This is a genomic window from Sphingomonas sp. BT-65 (assembly GCF_026107375.2).
Taxonomy (GTDB): Bacteria; Pseudomonadota; Alphaproteobacteria; order Sphingomonadales; family Sphingomonadaceae; genus Sphingomonas.
Genome location: NZ_JAPCIA010000002.1, coordinates 474,231 through 491,813 on the forward strand (window position 1 = coordinate 474,231; position 17,583 = coordinate 491,813).

Consider the following 17,583-nt stretch of genomic DNA (forward strand, 5'->3'; position numbering starts at 1 on the left):
CCGGGAAATGGCGGACGGACCCAGTAGCAGCGGGAACGGCGACAGTAGCAGCGAAGGCGGAATATGGCGCGGCCTTCGCACCCTGCTGTTCGGGGAGGAGCATGAGGAGACGCTGCGCGAGCGCATCGAGGATGCGATCGACGAGGTCGAGGAAGAGGGCGGTGCCCCCGCGAAGAATGGCGACCTCTCTCCGCTCGAGCGCAAGATGCTGCGCAACCTCCTTCATTTCGGCGAGCGCGATGCGGGTGATGTCGGCGTGCCCCGCGCGGACATCATCGCGGTCGAGGAGAAGACCAGCTTCTCCGAGCTGGTCCAGCTCTTCGCCGAGGCGGGCCATAGCCGCCTGCCGGTCTACCGCGAGAAGCTCGACCGCGTGATCGGCATGATCCACATCAAGGACGTGTTCTCGACCCTCGCCGCGGGCGCCGGCCCGCCGGCCAGGATCACCAACCTGATGCGCCAGCCGCTCTACGTCCCGCAGTCGATGGGCACGCTCGACCTGCTCGCGCAGATGCAGGCGAGCCGCACGCACCTCGCCATCGTACTCGACGAATATTCGGGGACCGAGGGCCTCATCACGATCGAGGACCTAGTCGAGGAGATCGTCGGCGAGATCGACGACGAGCATGACGACGCCCCGGAAGCGTTGTTCGTGCCGCTCGACGACGGCGGCTGGGACGCCGACGCCCGCGCCGAGCTCGAGGATGTCGCCGCGGCGATCGATCCGCGGCTGGGCGAGGTCGAGGAGGATATCGAGACGCTGGGCGGGCTCGCCTTCGTGCTGGCGGGCCATGTCCCCGGGCCAGGCGAATGCTTGAAGCATCCGAGCGGGTGGACGCTCGAAGTGCTCGAGGCCGATGCGACCCGCGTCCGGCGTCTGCGCCTCCACCCGCCTGTCGTACGCAAGGGACCCGAAGAATGAAGCGTCTGCGCATGTTCCTGATCGTCGGATTGGGGCTGATCCTGTTCGCGGCGGGCTTCTTCTGGTGGGTGAGCCGGCCCGACGTGGCGCGGCTCGATGCCAATGCCGTCGCCGGGCAGCGCCCGGAACTGAGCGACCCGCGCAACCAGAGCTTCCCGACAGTCAAGGTCGCCAAGGCGGTAGGCTGGCCGCAGGGCGCGATGCCGACCGCCGCTGCCGGGCTCCAGGTCAACGCGTTCGCGCGCGGGCTCGATCATCCGCGCTGGCTCTACCGCCTGCCCAATGGCGACGTGCTGGTCGCCGAGAGCAACTCGCCGCCGCGCGAGGAGAGCGGCATCACCAACAAGGTGATGAAGTTTCTGATGGGCCGTGCAGGCGCCGGCGTGCCCTCGGCCAACCGCATCACCCTGTTGCGCGACGCCGATGGCGACGGCGTGGCCGAAGCGCGCTCGGAGCTGCTCACCGCCGCCAACGGGCTCGATTCGCCGTTCGGCATGGTGCTGGTCGGCGAGACGCTCTACGTCGCCAACCACAATGCGTTGATCCGCTATCCCTTCAAGGTCGGCGAGACCAAGATCACCGCGAAGCCGGAGAAGGTCGTCGACCTGCCCGGCGGCGGCAATCACTGGACCCGCGATGTGATCGCCAGCCCCGACGGCAATACGCTCTATGTCACCGTCGGCTCGGCCTCGAACATCGCCGAGAAGGGCATCGAGATCGAGAAGAACCGCGCGACGATCCTGGCGGTCGATCCGAGGGCGCGCCGCGCGACGATCTTCGCCTCGGGGCTGCGCAACCCGGTCGGCATGGCGATCAACCCCGATACCAAGCGGCTGTGGGTGGCGGTCAACGAGCGCGACATGATGGGTTCGGACATGCCGCCCGACTATATGACCCAGGTCGATTTCGGCAGCTTCTACGGCTGGCCCTGGCATTATTGGGGCGGGTACGAGGACAAGCGCGTGACCCCCAGGCGCCCCGACCTGCGCGAATATACCGCGCGGCCGGACTTCGCGCTGGGGGCACATACCGCGCCATTGGGGCTCACCTTCGCGCAGGACCTGCGGCTCGGGCCGAACTATGTGAGCGGCGCGTTCGTCGCCCTGCACGGCTCGTGGAACCGGGTGCCGGCGACGGGCTACAAGGTCGTCTACGTCCCCTTCGGCCCCCGCGGGCTGCCCGCGCCGGGCGCCAAGCCGGTCGACGTCCTCACCGGCTTCCTCGATGCGCAGGGCCAGGCGATGGGACGGCCCGTCGGGGTGACCGCGGACAGGACCGGCGCGCTGCTGGTCGCGGACGATGTCGGCAACGTCATCTGGCGCGTCAGCGCGCCGGGTGCAGCCCCCGCCCCCGCTGCTTCGCCTAGCGCTCCACCTGCGGCAGCCCGATAAGCTCGTCGCGGCTGGTCGCGGCGCGCAGGTCCCAGCCGTCGCCGTCCGCCACCGCGGTCAGCCGGGTGAGGGGCAAGCGCACGAAACGGTCGGGATCGGTGTCGTCGATCTCGATCACGACGTCGACGATGTTGCCCGAGGCATCGGTCTCGACGCGGTGGACGTCGCCCAAGTCGGTGCCGCGCACATCGACCAGGCCGGCCTCCTCGATCTGCCTGGTGGTCAGCCCGAAGGCGGTGCCGGGCCCGCTGGCGGAAGGCAGCGCCTTCGGCGTCAGCACCGGCGCCGGCGCCGCGATCGCGCCGTTGGTCGTCAGCTCGGTCCCCGCCGGGGCCTCGGGCGGATCGTTGGAGCAAGCGGCGAGGCCGAGCGGAAGGGCGAGCAGCAGGCGGTTCATCATCATTCGAGCAGCTTCGGCGCTTCCTTCTGGAGCTTCTCGCGGATCTTGCCGGCGAACAGCGCGAGCATCGGCGGCAGGTCGACCTCGGCATGGACGCGGTCGTCGAACACCTCAAGCCGGCTCGCCACGCTCTGCCCCATCGCCGTCACTGTAAAGTGCAGCGTATCGCCCTGCCAGCTCTCCTGGACGGTGCCGCCGCCGGGGAACATCTGGCCGATCTTCCCCACGCCACCGGCCAGCCGGGCGCGGGCGCCCTCGCGGCCGAGCTTGTGCGGGATATCGACGATGACGGGTTCGGTCATGCTGCTTCCTTGGTGTGCTGCAACCTTAATACGCCGCGTGCTTGTATCTGTCACGGTCTGGCCCGATAGCAACGCACGATGCTGCCCCGTCCCCGCCTGATCGCGCTCGTTGCCGGCGCGACCTCCGCCACCGCCTTCGCCCCGCTCGACTGGTGGGTTGTCGGCCTCATCTGCTTCGCGATCCTGCTGCGGCTGACGCATGAAGCGCCGACGCTCCGCCAGGCGCTGCTGCGCGGCTGGCTGTTCGGCCTCGGCCACTTCACCGTCGGCAACAACTGGATCCAGCACGCCTTCGACTATCAGGACAAGATGCCGCCCGCGCTTGGCTATCTCGCGGTAGTGCTGCTTTCGCTCTATCTCGCCGTCTATCCGGCGATCGCGATGGGGCTCGCCTGGCGCTTCGGACGGATGGGCGCGACGCTGCTGCGCAGACCGGACCTGCCCTTCGTGCTCGTCGCGGGCGCGGCGTGGACTGTCGCCGAATATCTGCGCGGGGTGATGTTCACCGGCTATCCATGGAACCCGCTCGGCGTGATCTGGCTGAAGCTGCCGGGGGTCGCGCAGATCGCCGCGTTTACCGGCACCTATGCGCTGTCGGGACTGACGGTGGTGGTCGCCGGCACGCTCTATCTCGCCTCGCGCCGCGACTGGCGCCCGGCCGCCGGCGTGGCCGTCGCGCTGCTCGCGATCGGGCTGCTGCTCAACCCCGCCGTCTCCCCGCCCGCCGCGAACGCCCCGCTCGTCCGTGTGCTCCAGCCCAATGTCGGGCAGGACGCGACGCTCGACGGCACCTATGCGCAGAAGGCGATGGAGGCGCTCACCCGCCTGTCGAACGATCGCGTGACCATCCTGCCCGGCGGCCCGGTGCCGCGGCTGATCGTGTGGCCGGAGGGCACGGTCGATTACTGGATCGAGGAGGGCTATCCGCCCGAATGGTACGGCAAGGGCGATCCGCGCACGATCCGCCAGATGATCGCGATGACGCTGGGGCCGAAGGACATGGCGCTGGTCGGCGGCAACGCACTGCTGTTCGGCGGCGACCGCACGCTCGACGCCGCGACCAATTCGGTGTTCGCGATCGATCCCACGGGCGCGATCCGCGGCCGCTACGACAAGGCGCATCTGGTGCCCTATGGCGAGTATCTGCCGATGCGCGCGATCCTGAAGCCGCTTGGCCTGTCGCGGCTGGTGATGGGCGATATCGACTTCCGGCCAGGCCCGGGGCCGCAGACGCTGGAGGTGCCGGGCTTCGGCAGGATCGGCATGCAGATCTGCTACGAGATCATCTTCTCGGGCGAGACCGTCGATCCGGCGAACCGCCCGGCGATCCTGTTCAATCCTTCCAACGACGCCTGGTTCGGCAGCTGGGGGCCGCCCCAGCATCTCGCCCAGGCGCGGATGCGCGCGATCGAGGAGGGGCTGCCGATCCTGCGCGCCACGCCCACCGGCATCTCGGCGATCATCGATGCGCGCGGCCTGATCGTCGCGGCCGCCGGCCCGGGCGAGGCCAAGGCGATCGAAGCGCCGATGCCCACCGCCTTGCCCCCGACGCTGTTCGCGCGGCTCGGCAACTGGCTCGCATTCATCATTGCGGGGCTGCTGCTCGTCGTCGCGATTGCCATTCGCCGCTTCGCCCGCTAGTGGCCCCATATAACAAAAGCTTTATATCGTCCGTCGTCTCCATCAGGCATGGCAACGGCCTGAGCATCACGAGGAAAATCATGCGTTCCAACTATCTCTTCACCTCCGAATCGGTCTCTGAAGGCCATCCCGACAAGGTCGCGGACCAGATCAGCGACGCGATCGTCGACCTGTTCCTGTCCAAGGACCCCGAGGCGCGCATCGCCTGCGAGACGCTGACCACCACCCAGCTCGTGGTGCTGGCGGGCGAGATCCGCGGCAAGGGCATCATGGACGAGGCCGGCAACTGGGCCCCGGGCGTCCAGGAAGAGGTCGAGAAGACCGTCCGCGAGACGGTGAAGCGGATCGGCTACGAGCAGTCGGGCTTCCACTGGGAGACGCTGCGCTTCGAGAACAACCTGCACCCGCAGTCGGCGCACATCGCGCAGGGCGTGGACGCCAGCGGCAACAAGGACGAGGGCGCGGGCGACCAGGGCATCATGTTCGGCTATGCCGCCGACGACACGCCCGACCTGATGCCGGCGACGCTCGACTACAGCCACAAGATCCTGGCGCAGATGGCCGCCGACCGCCATTCGGGCAAGGCGCCGTTCCTAGAGCCCGACGCCAAGAGCCAGGTCACGCTGCGCTACGAGGGCAGCAAGCCCGTCGCGGCGACCGCGATCGTGGTGTCGACCCAGCACGCCCCGGGCTATGACCAGGGCGACAAGGAAGCCGAGCTACACGCCTATGTGAAGGCGGTGGTCGCGAACGTGATCCCGGCCGAGCTGCTGAGCGATGCGACCGAATACCACATCAACCCGACCGGCAGCTTCGAGATCGGCGGCCCGGACGGCGACGCCGGCCTCACCGGCCGCAAGATCATCGTCGACACCTATGGCGGCGCCAGCCCCCATGGCGGCGGCGCGTTCAGCGGCAAGGACCCGACCAAGGTCGACCGTTCGGCGGCGTACATCACCCGCTACCTCGCCAAGAACATCGTCGCCGCGGGCCTCGCCCAACGCTGCACGATCCAGCTCGCCTATGCGATCGGCGTCTCCAAGCCGCTGTCGCTCTATGTCGACACGCACGGCACCGGCACCGTCGGCGACGACAAGATCGAGGAAGCGATCCAGAGCATCGAGAAGCTCGGCGGCCTGACCCCGCGCGGCATCCGCACGCATCTCGGCCTCAACAAGCCGATCTACCAGAAGACCGCGGCGTACGGCCATTTCGGCCGCAAGGCCGAGGGCGACTTCTTCCCCTGGGAGAAGACCGACCTGGTCGATGACCTCAAGGCCGCGCTGGCCTGATCCCACACCCCGGTAACGGACAAAGGAAGGCGGCGGTCCCCGGCGGGATCGCCGCCTTCTTCGTTTCCGGACGCTGAAAAGTCACAAAGGTCACTTTGACACGCGCGCGAGGGCGAAAAGCCGGAACGTCCCAAAAGTCACACTGCCACGCGCGCGAGGCAGCTGAGACGCGATTCAACCTTTCAAAGAGCAACACCGAGCCAAGCAGGCGAAATCCAACATTTCAAGCTTGCGGCGCTTACCCTCAACGGACGCCTTCGATCCCCGCGCCGGCATCCACGCTCGGACGATAGCCCGGCTTCACCCGGGCGCGCGACGCCTGCTCATAGGCATAGCCGAGCTCGAGCAGCCGCCCGTCGCTCCACTTCGAGCCGATGAAGGACAGGCCGACCGGCAACCCGCCCACCAGCCCCATCGGCACGGTCAGGTGCGGATAGCCCGACACCGCGGGCAACTGGCTCGCGCTCGGGCCGCTGGACTGATCGCCATGCACCGGATCGGAGAGCCAGGCGGGACCGGTGCTGGGCGCGACGATCGCGGTAACGCGGGCATTCGCCAGCACGGTGTCGATCGCCTCGGTCGCACGGCGCCGGGTGTCGTCGCGGGTCTTCGCATAGGCGGGGTCGTCCATGCCGGCGGTCTTTTCGGTCGTCTCGAAGATATCCTGGCCGAAATAGGCGAGCTCCGCCTTCGACGCCGTATTGAAGGCGATGACATCGGCGAGCGTACGCACCTTCACCGCCGCGGGCGTGGTGGCGAGATAGGCCGCGAGCCGGCTCTTGAGCTCCAGCTGAAACAGGCGGAATTCGGCCTGGCTCAGTCCCTCGGGCGCGGTCAGCTTGATCTCGACCAGCTCGGCGCCGGCGGTGCGCAGCACCGCGAGCTGTGCATCATACTGCGCCGCCAGGCTTGCCCGCATCTTGGGCCGCACCACGCCGAGGCGGACACCTTTGAGGCTGGCCTTGCTCCAATCGGGCGTCAGTACGGCGCGGCGGGCATCGGCCTCGATGGTGACGGCATCGGCCTGATCGGTGCCGATCATCGCGGCGAACAGCGCCGCCGCATCCTTGACGCTGCGCGCCATCGGACCGGCGGTGTCCTGGCTGATGCTGATCGGCACGACATGGGTGCGGCTGATCGCGCCGATCGTGGGCTTCAATCCGACCAGCCCATTCATCGATGCAGGGCAGATGATCGAGCCGTCGGTCTCGGTCCCCACCCCCACCGCAGCAAGGCTCGCGGCGATCGCCGCACCGGTGCCGCTCGACGAGCCGCAGGCGCTGCGGTCGAGCGCATAGGGGTTGCGCACCAGGCCGCCCACCGCGCTCCATCCGCTCATCGAATCGGTGTCGCGGATGTTCGCCCATTCGGAGAGGTTGGTCTTGCCGAGGATGATCGCCCCGGCCGCGCGCAGCCTTGCCACCAGCGGCGCGTCGCGGCGCGTGAAATTGTCCTTGAGCGCGAGGCTGCCCGCAGTGGTCGCATTCTCGGCGGTGTCGATATTGTCCTTCACCAGCACCGGGATGCCGAACAGCGGCCCGCGCGCAATGCGCAGCCGCCGGTCGCGGTCGGCCTTGCGCGCCTGCTCCAGCGCTTGCGGGTTGAGCGCGATCACGCTGCGTAGCTTCGGGCCCGCGCGGTCCAGCATGCGGATACGTTCGAGATAGGCTTCGGCCAGCTGCTCGCTGGTCAGTTCGCCACGAGCAAGCATCGCCTGAAGCTCGTCGATCGGCTTCTCGCCAACCTTGATCGACAAGGGCGGGAGCTCGGCAAGGACGATGTCGCCCTGCTGCGCGGCCGCCGGTGTTCCAAGCGCCAACGCGGCAGCCAGCCAACCATATCGCATGCATTCGTCCCCCAATCCGCGCGCCGCGGACGATACCGCGTCGCGCCCGCTGTGCAACGGCTTCCCGCGCGGTTACCCTGCCCGCATGAAGACGATCCGTGACCCCGCTCACGCCCTCGCCCGCGAGCTTGCCGCGATCCGGACGGAGTTTCAGGTGCCGGACGGCTTCCCGCCCGCGGTGCTGGCGGCGGCCGACATCGTCGCGACGCGCGCGCCGACCAATCATGCCGACTGGACGCACCGCCCGTTCGTGACGCTCGATCCGGCGAGCGCGACCGACCTCGACCAAGCCTTCTGCATCGAGGCGGCGGGTGGTGACCTGATCCTTCATTATGCCATCGCCGACGTGGCGTGGTTCGTCGACGAGGGCGGGCCGATCGACGCCGAGGCCTGGGTGCGGGGCGAGACCCTGTACCTGCCCGACGGTAAGGCCGGGCTCTATCCGCCGGTGCTGGCCGAGGGCGCGGCCAGCCTGCTGCCCGATGGGCCGCGACCGGCGGTGGTGTTCAGCGTGCGGGTGGCGCCGGACGGCGCCGTGAAACTCGACGCGGCGACCCGCGCCGTGATCCAGAGCCGCGCCAAGCTGGCCTATGCCACGGTGCAGCCCGAAGACCTGCCCGCGGACTTTGCCGAGCTGTCGCGGCGGATCACCCAGGCCGAAGCCGAACGCGGCGCTGCCCGCATCGACCCGCCCGAGCAGGAGGTGTCGGAGGGCCCCGACGGCGCGCTCGCGTTGGTGTTCCGCACACGGCACGCCTCCGAGGATCGCAACGCCGCGCTCTCGCTCGCGTGCAACATGGCGGTGGCCGACGTGCTGATCGCGCATGAGACCGGGCTGTTCCGCGTGATGGCGGAGCCGAGCGATCATGCGGTGCGGCGGTTGCGGCACACGGCGCGCGCCTTCGGCATCGACTGGCCCGAACAGGCGACCCTTACCCAGTTCGAGCGGACCCTGGATCCGGCAGACTCGCGCCATGCCGCGCTGATGCTGGCGATCCGCCGCGCGGGCAACGGCGCGGGCTATCAGCCGTTCCGCGCCGGGGAGACCCCGTGGCATGCCGCGGTCGCCGCCTCCTATGCCCACGCCACCGCGCCGTTGCGGCGGCTCGCCGATCGCTATGTCGTGCAGGCCGTGCTGGCGGTCGCCCATGGACGCCCGGTGCCGGGATATGTGAGCGACGCCTTCGCCAGGCTCCCCAAGGTGATGGCCCGCGCCGACTCGCGCGCCGGGCAGGTCGACCGCGCGGTGATCGACATGGCGGAGGCGGTGATGCTGGCCGGCAACGAGGGTGAAGCCTTCGGCGCGGTGGTCACCGACATCGGCGAGCGCGGCGCATCGATCCAGCTGCGCGAGCTGCCGGTGACGGCGCGAGTCGACGCCTCGGAACTGACGCCTGGCGACGCGCTCGACGTCCGTCTGACCCGCGCCGATCCGCGTGCCCGGCAGATCGCGTTCGAGCGACTGAGCTGAACCCGCGGATTGCGATTGTCTCGCCAGCAGCTTGCTGTCAGGCTCCGCTGCACAGAGGGGATTGCCGCCATGATCGTTCGCCTGCTCGCCATCCTGTCGTTGGCCTGTGCAGCACCCACCATGGCGCAGAACGGTCCCGCACCGCTTGATTTGCCCGCGGGCAAGCCATTTCTCCACGCCAACAGCGGCATTACGCTCCCGGTGACCTTGCTCGATCTGCCGCGTGTCGGGGCAAGCGAATATGCGACGCCGCAGCTCGATGTCCTGTTCTCCTACAAGGACACACCGCTTCGCGAAGAGCTGTCGGTTTACATCTATCGCGCGCCCGCGGGTTCGCCTGCAGTCTGGTTCGACCAGGCGACCGAAGTGATCGGCATGCGCCCCGCCTTTCAGCGTCTCACCGACATCGATCTGCCCGCAACCTTCACGCCGCCGGGACAAGCGACGGCGAGCGGGATGAAGGCGGCATGGACGGTATCCGACAGTCAGATACGAAGCACGGCGCTGGCGATCGTCCCGGTGGGCGAATGGCTGGTGAAGTTCCGCTATTCCTCGACCGTCCACGAGGCAGCCTCATTGCTGCGACGGCTCGACGAGGTGATCGCAGCGATGGGCTGGCCGGCGGCAATTCCCTCGGCCCCAGCCGCTACCCTGGTGAGCGATTGCGCCGCGCCGCTCGACCTCGCTGGCGCTTCGAAGCCCGTGAAGGAGAAAGGAGCGGGAGTGGCGGCCGACGCCTTTGCGCTGATCTTGGAGGCCAAGCTCAAAGCCGTCGACAAGGGCGACAGGCCGGTCGAATGGTGCCGGGATCGGGCGGCCAAATCAGCGCTGCCGATTTACCGCCCGCTGGGCAGCGCGAACAGCTATCTCGCAGCCCTGTCCGACTCCGGCCACGGGGTATGGGTGCGGCCGAGCTTCGCCGGCCTCAGTGCTCCGGGCCGGAAGCCCCGGTGGAGCGTCAGCATCGTGCTGGCCGGCGAAGCACGCAACTATCCGCCGCGCGACCGGCTGCCGCCGCCCGGCCAGCTCGACGAAATCCTCAAGGATGCGCCCATGTCGCGCGTCACCACCTGGGGCGAGAACCAGACCATCTCGATCGATACGAGCCGCGTGAAGTAACCGGCGACGCGAAAGGCTCGCCGTGGTTCACATTGCAGCCGCGCGCAGCTAGGGCCGCACGCCATGAACGATCCCGCGAAGATCCGCCGGCTCTATGGCCGGGCCAAGGGCCACAAGCTACGCGCCGGGCAAGCCGCCCTGGTCGAGGAGATGCTGCCGCAGGTGGCGGTGCCGGAGACCGGGCCGCTCGATGCCGTCACATTGTTCGGTGACGCGCGTCCGCTGGAGCTCGAGATCGGCTTCGGCGCGGGCGAGCATCTCGCCGGGCAGGCGGCGATGCGGCCGGACCATGGCTTTATCGGCTGCGAACCCTTTCTCAACGGCGTGGTCGGCGCGCTCATGCATGTCCGCGACAGCGGGCTCAGCAACGTGCGGCTGCACATGGGCGATGCGCTCGACGTGGTCGAGCGGCTGCCCGATGCGAGCCTCGAGCGCGTCTATCTGCTCCACCCCGATCCCTGGCCCAAGGCGCGCCACGCCAAGCGGCGGATGGTCAATCACGGCCCGCTCGACCTGATCGCATCCAAGCTCAGGCCCGGCAGCGAGTTCCGCCTGGGCACCGACGACCCGACCTATTGCCGCTGGGCGATGATGGTGATGAACCAGCGCCGCGACTTTGCGTGGCAGGCGAGGGAGGCCAGCGATTTCCTAACCCGCCCCGCCGACTGGCCCGAGACGCGCTACGAGCGCAAGGCGCGGCGGCAGGGGCACGAGGTGTGGTACTTCCGTTACCTGCGCGTCTGATCGATCCACAATAGGGGTTGGCGGACGGGGAAGTTGCGGATCACCTCGCCGATCACCGGATCAGGGTTGAGCCTGGTCCAAATGCGCAGCCAGTCGGGGCGGTCGAGCGCGCGGGCGCCGAACAGCAAAGCGGGATGGCGCACCGGAAAGCCGTCGAAATATTCGATGTCCCTCGCAAAGGGCCATTGGCCCTTGTCAGCGATGTAGCGGGCCATGAACGCGATCGCCTGCCCGGCCGAGCGGCCATCGGGGGTGCGCCAGGCGATGAGCTCGCCCTTCCTCTCCGACAGCAGCCAGGCGCAGGCGGCGAGGACGTCGAGGTTGAACAGCGAATAGGCATAGGGCTTGGTGCGCGCGAGCTCGAGCGGCTGGCGTCCGTCGGGCGCGATCTGGGTGGGGATGATGACGGTCTTGAGGCGCGCGCGGGCGAGTTCCAGCACGTCGCGGCGGCCGACAACCGCGGCGAAGGCGGCGGCTTGGAGCAGCCAGCAGGTGCCGTGGTTGTTCTTCTGGTCGCGCTCCTCGATCCCGAAGGGCGAGGTGGTGAGCCAGTCGAGATAGCTTGCGAACCAGTCCTCCACGCCCTTGCGGATCGCGGCATAGCCCGGCGCGTCACGCCGCGCGAACAGCGTGGCCGCGCGCGCGACCTCGACGATCTGGAGCGTGTCGATCACCCCGATCGCACGGCCGGTGTTGACGCCGATGATCGCCTGGGCGTGCTGGAGATTGGGGTTCATCCGCGTCGCCGGATCGACGAACCAGGCGATGAGGTGCCGGATCGCCGCGGCGGCGTAGCGCGTCTCGCCGGTGAAGTCCCAGGCCGCGGCGAGCATCGGGACGATCCGGCCGAAGTGGATCAGCGCGTCGCGATGCCCGTCGAACTTGTCGGGGTTGGAGCGCCCGTCGCGGCGGATATAGGGCCCGCCGGGATTGGCAGGATCGGGCCACCAATAGTCGCCCTCGGAATAATAGTCCTGGCGCCCGCCCGGGCTGCGCGGGGCGGGAATCACGGCGATGGTGTGCGGCGGCTCGGCAAGCATCGCGCGGGCCTGCGGAACCACGCGGCGGCGCTCGACCGTTCGAAGATCAGGCGCACGTAGATCGGGTTCGGCGGCACGGGCGGCGGGAAGCGCGAGCAACGGCACGGCGAGCAGGGTGCGGCGGGGGATCATGGCGTGCACGCCGCCGCGGCGGGCGCCACCCGGCCGAAGCGCCATGCGGCATGCCAGCGCAGCGGCTTGCCCGGCGCGACGCGGGTCGAGGGGAAGGCGGGGATGGCGGGGGAATCCGCGAAATGGCCGGGCTCGAGCGCGATTGCGGCGTGGCGTGCGATCGGGCGGCCGGCGCGGTCGCGGTCGGCGCCATCAAAGGCGTTGCCGGTGAAGACCTGTAGCCCCGGCTGGTCGGTGGTGACGGCGAGCATGCGGCCGCTGGCCGGATCGGTGAGCCGCGCGGTGCGGCTGCCCGAGAGCACCAGCATTTCGTCCATCCCGCCCGCTTGCAGGACGGGCGCGAGCGGGCGATCCCGCGTGAAATCGGAGGCGGTGCCGCGCACCGGCACGAGGCGGCCGGTGGGGAGCTTGCGCGCATCGAGCTCGACGCGGCGGTCGGCATCGACGCGCAAGACGTGGCACGCCACGCTGCCCTGGCCCGCCAGATTGAAATAGACATGGTTGGTGAGGTTGGCGACGGTCGGGCGATCGGCGGTTGCGGTGATGTCGAGCGTCAGCGTGTCGCTGTCGCGGGCGAGCGTGTAGCGCGCCTCGATGGTGAGCTTGCCCGGGAAGCCCTGGTCGCCATCGGGGCTGACATGGGTGAAGACGAGGCCGACCGCGTCGCGCGTGGCGAAGCTGCGCGGCACCCACGCCGCGCGGTCGAAGCCGGGGTCGCCGCCATGGAGCGTGACCCCGGAGGCGTTGGTGGCGAGCGGGTAGCGCGTGCCGTCGATTGTCACTTCGCCCCGCAGCCGCCCGGCATAGCGGCCGACGATCGCGCCGTAGCGGCGATTGCTGGCGAGCAAGCCCGCGAGATCGACAGGTGCTGGAACGACATCGACCGCGCCGCCCTTCCCGTCCGGCACCGCGATCCGCACGATCGCCGCGCCATGATCCATCAGCTCGACGGTCATGCCGCGCGCGTTGACCAGGATGTGGCGCTGGACCGCGCGGCCGTCGGTCCGTGTGCCGAACGCCTCGCTGCGCACCCCGGGTTGGTTCGCCGCGCCCAGTGTGGCGAGCGCCAGCAGGGCGACCAGCGGTTTCATCGCGTAGTGCGGTAGCGTAGCACCATGTCCCCGCTCGCCGCGCGTGGATAGGCGCCCGGCCCCCAGGCGGCATCGGCGCGGGTGAGCAGTTCGTCGAGCGCCTCGGCCGGCCACTTCATCTCCTTGTACGGCCAGTCGGCCTGGCGCCCGCGATAGGCCGCGACATAGGCGGTCGCCTTGCGCAGCGAGCGGCCCTGCATATCGGCGCCATAAAGATCGATCCCCATGCACGCCGCACTGTCGGCGACATGATAGGCGGCGTCGAGGGTGAAGACCGAATAATGGAAGCTGCGCGTGCGCGTGAGCTCGTGCGGGAGTGCGCCCGAGGGGTCGACCTGCTTCTCGATCCGCGCCTTGGCAAAAGCGGCGACGGTGCGCCGGGCGATATCGTCGCGGCGCGCGAACAGCGCGAAGCGGGCGAGCTGCGCGTCGTACCAGATGCCATGATTGTTGCGCGCGGCCGCCTCCGCCTTGCCATTGGCGCTGGTGCGCATCCAGTCGACATAGCGCGAGAACCAGCCCTCCAGCGCCTTGACCTCCTCCGCCGACAGCGCACCCGAGGGGCCGATCAGCCCGACCGCATCGATCACCGCGATGAAGCCGCTGGTGTCGAGCACCCCCTCGGCGCGGCCATTCTCGCGCCCCGGCACCGCCTGGGCATAGTTCATATTGGGGTTCATCGCCGTGGCGGGGTCGAGGAACCAGGCGCGGACGAGCGCGGCAGCCTTGTCGGCATAATTGCGGTCGCCGCTGTAATAATATGCGAGCCCGAGCGTGTCGGTGTCGTTGATCAGCCGGCCGAGCGCGGTGCGATCGAAGCGGTTGGTCTCGCGCTCCGGGTTCACCTGCCCGTCGCGGCGGACATACGGGCCTTTGGGATTGACCGGGTCGGGCCACCAATAGGGGGCCAGGCTGACATAATCGTGCCGGTCGCCTGACAGGGGAATCGTGCGCTTGTCGAGCACCGAGCCGGGCTTGCGCGCGAGTGCCTGATCGGCCTGCGCGATCAGCATGCGATAGGCCTGGGCGACCGCGGGATCGCTTTGCAGCGAGGCCTTGATCGCTTCGAGCTCGCCCGGGCGCAGCGTGAAGGTGCGGCGGCCGCCGAACGCAGCAGCATAGCCTTCGCTGCCCTGGCAGACGGCGGGTGGGGAAGGAAAAGCCGCCGCCGCGGATGGGGCACCCGCAGCGGCGGTGGCGGCAAGGACCGAGAGAGGGATGGTCCGGCCAAGTTTCATCAGAGGCGCACCCGGAAGCCGAAGAAATACTGGGTGCCGCTGTTGGAGACTTCGGTGATGCTGTCGAAGCCGCCCTTGTACATGATGTCGGGCGTGCCGGTGACGTTGAGCGCCTGCAGCTTGAGCTGCACGTTCTTGGTCAGATCATATTGCGCCGAGAGGTTGAGATAGGTGCCGTCGCGGATCTCGCGGTTGGTTCCGCCGTTCGGCTTGTAATAGTCCGAACGGTAGCGGACATTGGCACGCAGCGAGAGGCCCCATTTCTCGAACCACACCGATCCGCTCGCGGTCCATTTCGACAGGCCGATCAGGTTCGCCGGATCGACATAGGCGGCGATCGGCGAGGTATCGGGATATTCGAAATTGGCGAAGGCGCGGTTGACCGAGCCCTGGACGCCGAACCCGTCGAGCGGATCGGGCAGCCAGGTCAGCACATGGCTGAAGGTCGCCTCGACGCCATAGAGATGGCGCGTCTCGGTATCGTTGGCTGAGCTGACCGGGCTGATCGTGAAGGTTTGCGTCGTCGGCGGACCGTTATCGCGGATCGTGGTCACGGTGATGTCGGTGGGCTGGGGCTCGGACCGGCCGATCACGGTGCCGGTGACCCATTTATAATAGCCGGCCACTGACAGCATTGTATCCTTCGACGCATAGAGCTCGATGCTGGCATCGGCATTCCACGCGCGAAGCGGCTTCAGGTTGGGGTTGCCAGTGGTGGCGTTGAAGACGATGTTGTTGATGCCGCTCGCCGCGACCGTCGGGGTCAGGCTGATCCCCGCGCCGAAGCTCTCGATGCCCGAGCGCGCGATCGCACGATAGGCGGCGAGGCGCAGCTTGAGCTGCTGCGACAGGTCGAACGAGATGTTCGCGCTCGGCAGCAGGTAATTATAACTCCCCTTGGCGGAGAGGACAGAAAGCGGCTGAGTCGGATCGATCGCGATATCATAGGTATCGTTGCCGGAGTTGATCGTCAGGCGATAGCCCTGACGATAGCCGACCGAGGTAATGTCGGTCTTCACCCAGCGCAGTCCGACATTGCCGCTGAACGGCACCGTCCCCTCGTCCGAACGGAAATTGGCCATCGCATAGGCCGCCCAGATCTTCTCGCGCACGTCGATGTCGCTCGGATCGCGCCCGTCCGTGGGATAGGGTAGCGCATCGTCGCTGCCGGTGAAGGTGCGGAACAGGCAGTCATTGTCGAAGGTTGCCCAGCGGGTCACGTTGGTACCCATGCCCTGCATGTAGGAGCTGGTCGTGAAGGGCACGCGGCACTGCTGGTTCGCCTGGGTGATCAGCGCGGTGACCTGCGCCGGCGTGCCCGGAATAGTATTGAGATCGGTGTTGCGGGCATTGTCGTTGGTGCGGTGATGGTCGGAATAGCGGCCGCCGAACTTCACCGAATTGATGAACCCATCGAGCTCGCGCGTAATGTCGAGCTTGCCCGCCCAGATCACGTCCTCGCGGTCGGTGACAAAGCGGTTGCGCGCATAGACGGCGGTGTTGCCCACCGCGAGGAAGTTGGCGTGGTTGGTGATGTCGAAGCTGCCGAAATCCACCGTCGGCACGACGTCATCGCCATTATAGGTCAGCGTATAGGGCACGCGCGTGGTCGAGCGCATGCGGGTCTGCTTCTGCGTCTCGGTGCGGTGGCTGCGCGAATAGGAGCCGTCGAACGATATGTTCCAGCGATCGGGCGACCAGATCAAGTTGATGCCGCCGCCCAGATACTCCTCGTTGCGCTGGCGCGTCTCCAGCTGGTTCTCGAGATTCGAGTTGCCGCGATAGCTCATCAGCGCGCCCGGCGAATAGCCGTTGGTGCCGTTGCCGATCACCAGCGGCTGGACGCCACGAAGCCCCTCCGTGATCTGCAGGACGTTACGGTCCTCCAGGCTCGCGCGGTTCGAATACTGCCCGTCGAGCGCGATCTCGAAATCGGGATGCGGGCGCCACTGGATCGCGCCGATGATGCCGTCGCGCACTTCGGACGTCTTCTGCGTGCGGAAGCTGCGCGAGGAGTTGGCGAAATAGACGTCCCCGCGCGTCTCTCCGACGAGCACCGGCGTCGCGCCCGTCGTCGGCGGGATCGACCGCGGCCCGGTCGCGACCGTGCAGTTGGCGCCGGCCCCGGCAGCAACCAGCGTCGCGGCCGATCCGGTAACCAGCGAGGGGTTATTGGCGATCGTGTTGCACGGCTGGAAGGTGGCGTTCGTATTGTAATAATCTTCGGGTGTCGTCGTGTCCTGGCGCTGATAGCCGATCGAGATGCCGATATCGCCGAGACCGGTCGAGAACTGGTCGGTGTAGGAGATGTTGGCGCGATAGCCGAGCCCGTCATGCTGGTAGACGTCGTCGTCCTTGGGCTGGAAATCGCCGCGCACCTCGAACTGGATGCGCCGCTTGCCATAGTCGAGCGGCTTCATTGACCTGAGCTCGATCACGCCGCCGACGCCGCCCTCGAGGAAGTCGGCGCGCTGCGACTTGTAGACGAGCACGCCGTTGACCAGTTCCGACGGGAATTGCTGGAAGGCGACCGAACGGTCGGGACCCGCGGTCGAGACCTCGCGCCCGTTGAAGGTGGAGAAGCTCAGCGTCGGGCCGAGGCCGCGCACCGACAGCTCGTTGGCATTGCCCTTGAAACGATCGGCCGAGACGCCGGTGATCCGCTCGAGCGTGTCGCCGACGCTGTTGTCAGGGGTGGCGCCGATCTCGTCGCTGACCAGGCCGTCTACGACCACGTCGGCGTTGCGCTTGAATTCGATCGAGGTGCGCTGCGTGGCGCGCGCGCCGGTGACGATGATCTCCTCTTCACCCGCGCCACCCGCCGCCTGCGGGGCCGGGTCAGCCGGTGTCGCCGCCTCCTGCGCGAAGGCCGGCGCCACCACCGCCAGCGCTGCCGAAGCAAGCAGCGAACCACGGACGATCACGATCGAACGAGACTGCATTTCCATCCTCCC

At 68.2% G+C, this 17,583-nt stretch carries 14 protein-coding genes; 7 read left to right on the forward strand and 7 right to left on the reverse strand.

Annotated features, from left to right (window positions below; all coding sequences use genetic code 11):
- Nucleotides 1-7 precede the first annotated feature (7 nt).
- On the forward strand, nt 8-922 hold the full coding sequence (locus OK349_RS16895) for a hemolysin family protein (protein ID WP_265119072.1): 915 nt from the start codon (nt 8-10) through the stop codon (nt 920-922).
- Complete coding sequence (locus OK349_RS16900; protein WP_265119073.1) at nt 919-2,313, forward strand: PQQ-dependent sugar dehydrogenase; 1,395 nt, start codon at nt 919-921, stop codon at nt 2,311-2,313. The genes OK349_RS16895 and OK349_RS16900 overlap by 4 nt, the downstream gene beginning before the upstream one ends.
- Here the strand turns inward: OK349_RS16900 and OK349_RS16905 are convergent.
- Both OK349_RS16905 and OK349_RS16910 read right to left on the reverse strand, forming a co-directional pair.
- Complete coding sequence (locus tag OK349_RS16905) at nt 2,285-2,716, reverse strand: hypothetical protein (protein ID WP_265119074.1); 432 nt, start codon at nt 2,714-2,716, stop codon at nt 2,285-2,287. The genes OK349_RS16900 and OK349_RS16905 overlap by 29 nt on opposite strands.
- The gene (locus OK349_RS16910; RefSeq protein WP_265119075.1) at nt 2,713-3,015 is read right to left on the reverse strand and encodes a polyhydroxyalkanoic acid system family protein; all 303 of its coding nucleotides are present in this window, start codon (nt 3,013-3,015) and stop codon (nt 2,713-2,715) included. The genes OK349_RS16905 and OK349_RS16910 overlap by 4 nt, the downstream gene beginning before the upstream one ends.
- Nucleotides 3,016-3,093: 78 nt before the next feature.
- Here OK349_RS16910 and lnt point away from each other — a divergent pair, with 78 nt between their 5' ends.
- Both lnt and metK read left to right on the forward strand, forming a co-directional pair.
- Nucleotides 3,094-4,656 carry an apolipoprotein N-acyltransferase gene (gene lnt / locus OK349_RS16915; protein WP_265119076.1) on the forward strand — a complete coding sequence of 521 codons (1,563 nt, stop codon included), beginning with the start codon at nt 3,094-3,096 and terminating at the stop codon, nt 4,654-4,656.
- 80 nt (nt 4,657-4,736) lie between these two features.
- The gene (gene metK, locus OK349_RS16920) at nt 4,737-5,948 is read left to right on the forward strand and encodes a methionine adenosyltransferase (protein ID WP_265119077.1); all 1,212 of its coding nucleotides are present in this window, start codon (nt 4,737-4,739) and stop codon (nt 5,946-5,948) included.
- Nucleotides 5,949-6,192: 244 nt separating this feature from the next.
- On the opposite strand, the gene OK349_RS16925 is transcribed toward metK, so the two are convergent.
- Complete coding sequence (locus OK349_RS16925; RefSeq protein ID WP_265119078.1) at nt 6,193-7,794, reverse strand: amidase; 1,602 nt, start codon at nt 7,792-7,794, stop codon at nt 6,193-6,195.
- On the opposite strand from OK349_RS16925, the gene OK349_RS16930 reads away from it, so the two are divergent.
- The 3 genes from OK349_RS16930 (at nt 7,793) to OK349_RS16940 (ending at nt 11,128) form a co-directional block, all read left to right on the forward strand.
- Complete coding sequence (locus tag OK349_RS16930) at nt 7,793-9,265, forward strand: RNB domain-containing ribonuclease (protein ID WP_265119079.1); 1,473 nt, start codon at nt 7,793-7,795, stop codon at nt 9,263-9,265. The genes OK349_RS16925 and OK349_RS16930 overlap by 2 nt on opposite strands.
- Before the next feature lie 69 nt (nt 9,266-9,334).
- On the forward strand, nt 9,335-10,384 hold the full coding sequence (locus OK349_RS16935; protein ID WP_265119080.1) for a hypothetical protein: 1,050 nt from the start codon (nt 9,335-9,337) through the stop codon (nt 10,382-10,384).
- A gap of 63 nt (nt 10,385-10,447) precedes the next feature.
- Nucleotides 10,448-11,128: a tRNA (guanine(46)-N(7))-methyltransferase TrmB gene (locus tag OK349_RS16940; protein ID WP_265119081.1), complete on the forward strand. Its 681-nt coding sequence runs from the start codon at nt 10,448-10,450 to the stop codon at nt 11,126-11,128.
- Here the strand turns inward: OK349_RS16940 and OK349_RS16945 are convergent.
- The 4 genes from OK349_RS16945 to OK349_RS16960 are packed head-to-tail and all read right to left on the reverse strand — an operon-like array spanning nt 11,113 to nt 17,571.
- Entirely contained in the window at nt 11,113-12,300 is a 1,188-nt protein-coding gene (locus OK349_RS16945; RefSeq protein ID WP_265119082.1) for an alginate lyase family protein, read from the reverse strand. The two genes, OK349_RS16940 and OK349_RS16945, sit on opposite strands and share 16 nt — an antisense overlap.
- On the reverse strand, nt 12,297-13,391 hold the full coding sequence (locus OK349_RS16950; RefSeq protein ID WP_265119083.1) for an aldose epimerase family protein: 1,095 nt from the start codon (nt 13,389-13,391) through the stop codon (nt 12,297-12,299). Before OK349_RS16950 ends, OK349_RS16945 begins: the two co-directional genes overlap by 4 nt.
- Nucleotides 13,388-14,629 carry an alginate lyase family protein gene (locus OK349_RS16955; protein WP_265119084.1) on the reverse strand — a complete coding sequence of 414 codons (1,242 nt, stop codon included), beginning with the start codon at nt 14,627-14,629 and terminating at the stop codon, nt 13,388-13,390. The genes OK349_RS16950 and OK349_RS16955 overlap by 4 nt, the downstream gene beginning before the upstream one ends.
- Complete coding sequence (locus OK349_RS16960) at nt 14,629-17,571, reverse strand: TonB-dependent receptor (protein WP_265119085.1); 2,943 nt, start codon at nt 17,569-17,571, stop codon at nt 14,629-14,631. Before OK349_RS16960 ends, OK349_RS16955 begins: the two co-directional genes overlap by 1 nt.
- Nucleotides 17,572-17,583 lie beyond the last annotated feature (12 nt).

What these genes read in the sequence shown, in the direction of transcription:
- OK349_RS16895 (WP_265119072.1), top strand. Translation starts at nt 8, where the DNA reads ATGGCGGACGGACCCAGTAGCAGCGGGAACGGCGACAGTAGCAGCGAA.
- OK349_RS16900 (WP_265119073.1), top strand. Translation starts at nt 919, where the DNA reads ATGAAGCGTCTGCGCATGTTCCTGATCGTCGGATTGGGGCTGATCCTG.
- OK349_RS16905 (WP_265119074.1), bottom strand. Translation starts at nt 2,716, where the DNA reads ATGATGATGAACCGCCTGCTGCTCGCCCTTCCGCTCGGCCTCGCCGCT.
- OK349_RS16910 (WP_265119075.1), bottom strand. Translation starts at nt 3,015, where the DNA reads ATGACCGAACCCGTCATCGTCGATATCCCGCACAAGCTCGGCCGCGAG.
- lnt (WP_265119076.1), top strand. Translation starts at nt 3,094, where the DNA reads ATGCTGCCCCGTCCCCGCCTGATCGCGCTCGTTGCCGGCGCGACCTCC.
- metK (WP_265119077.1), top strand. Translation starts at nt 4,737, where the DNA reads ATGCGTTCCAACTATCTCTTCACCTCCGAATCGGTCTCTGAAGGCCAT.
- OK349_RS16930 (WP_265119079.1), top strand. Translation starts at nt 7,793, where the DNA reads ATGCATTCGTCCCCCAATCCGCGCGCCGCGGACGATACCGCGTCGCGC.
- OK349_RS16925 (WP_265119078.1), bottom strand. Translation starts at nt 7,794, where the DNA reads ATGCGATATGGTTGGCTGGCTGCCGCGTTGGCGCTTGGAACACCGGCG.
- OK349_RS16935 (WP_265119080.1), top strand. Translation starts at nt 9,335, where the DNA reads ATGATCGTTCGCCTGCTCGCCATCCTGTCGTTGGCCTGTGCAGCACCC.
- OK349_RS16940 (WP_265119081.1), top strand. Translation starts at nt 10,448, where the DNA reads ATGAACGATCCCGCGAAGATCCGCCGGCTCTATGGCCGGGCCAAGGGC.
- OK349_RS16945 (WP_265119082.1), bottom strand. Translation starts at nt 12,300, where the DNA reads ATGATCCCCCGCCGCACCCTGCTCGCCGTGCCGTTGCTCGCGCTTCCC.
- OK349_RS16950 (WP_265119083.1), bottom strand. Translation starts at nt 13,391, where the DNA reads ATGAAACCGCTGGTCGCCCTGCTGGCGCTCGCCACACTGGGCGCGGCG.
- OK349_RS16955 (WP_265119084.1), bottom strand. Translation starts at nt 14,629, where the DNA reads ATGAAACTTGGCCGGACCATCCCTCTCTCGGTCCTTGCCGCCACCGCC.
- OK349_RS16960 (WP_265119085.1), bottom strand. Translation starts at nt 17,571, where the DNA reads ATGCAGTCTCGTTCGATCGTGATCGTCCGTGGTTCGCTGCTTGCTTCG.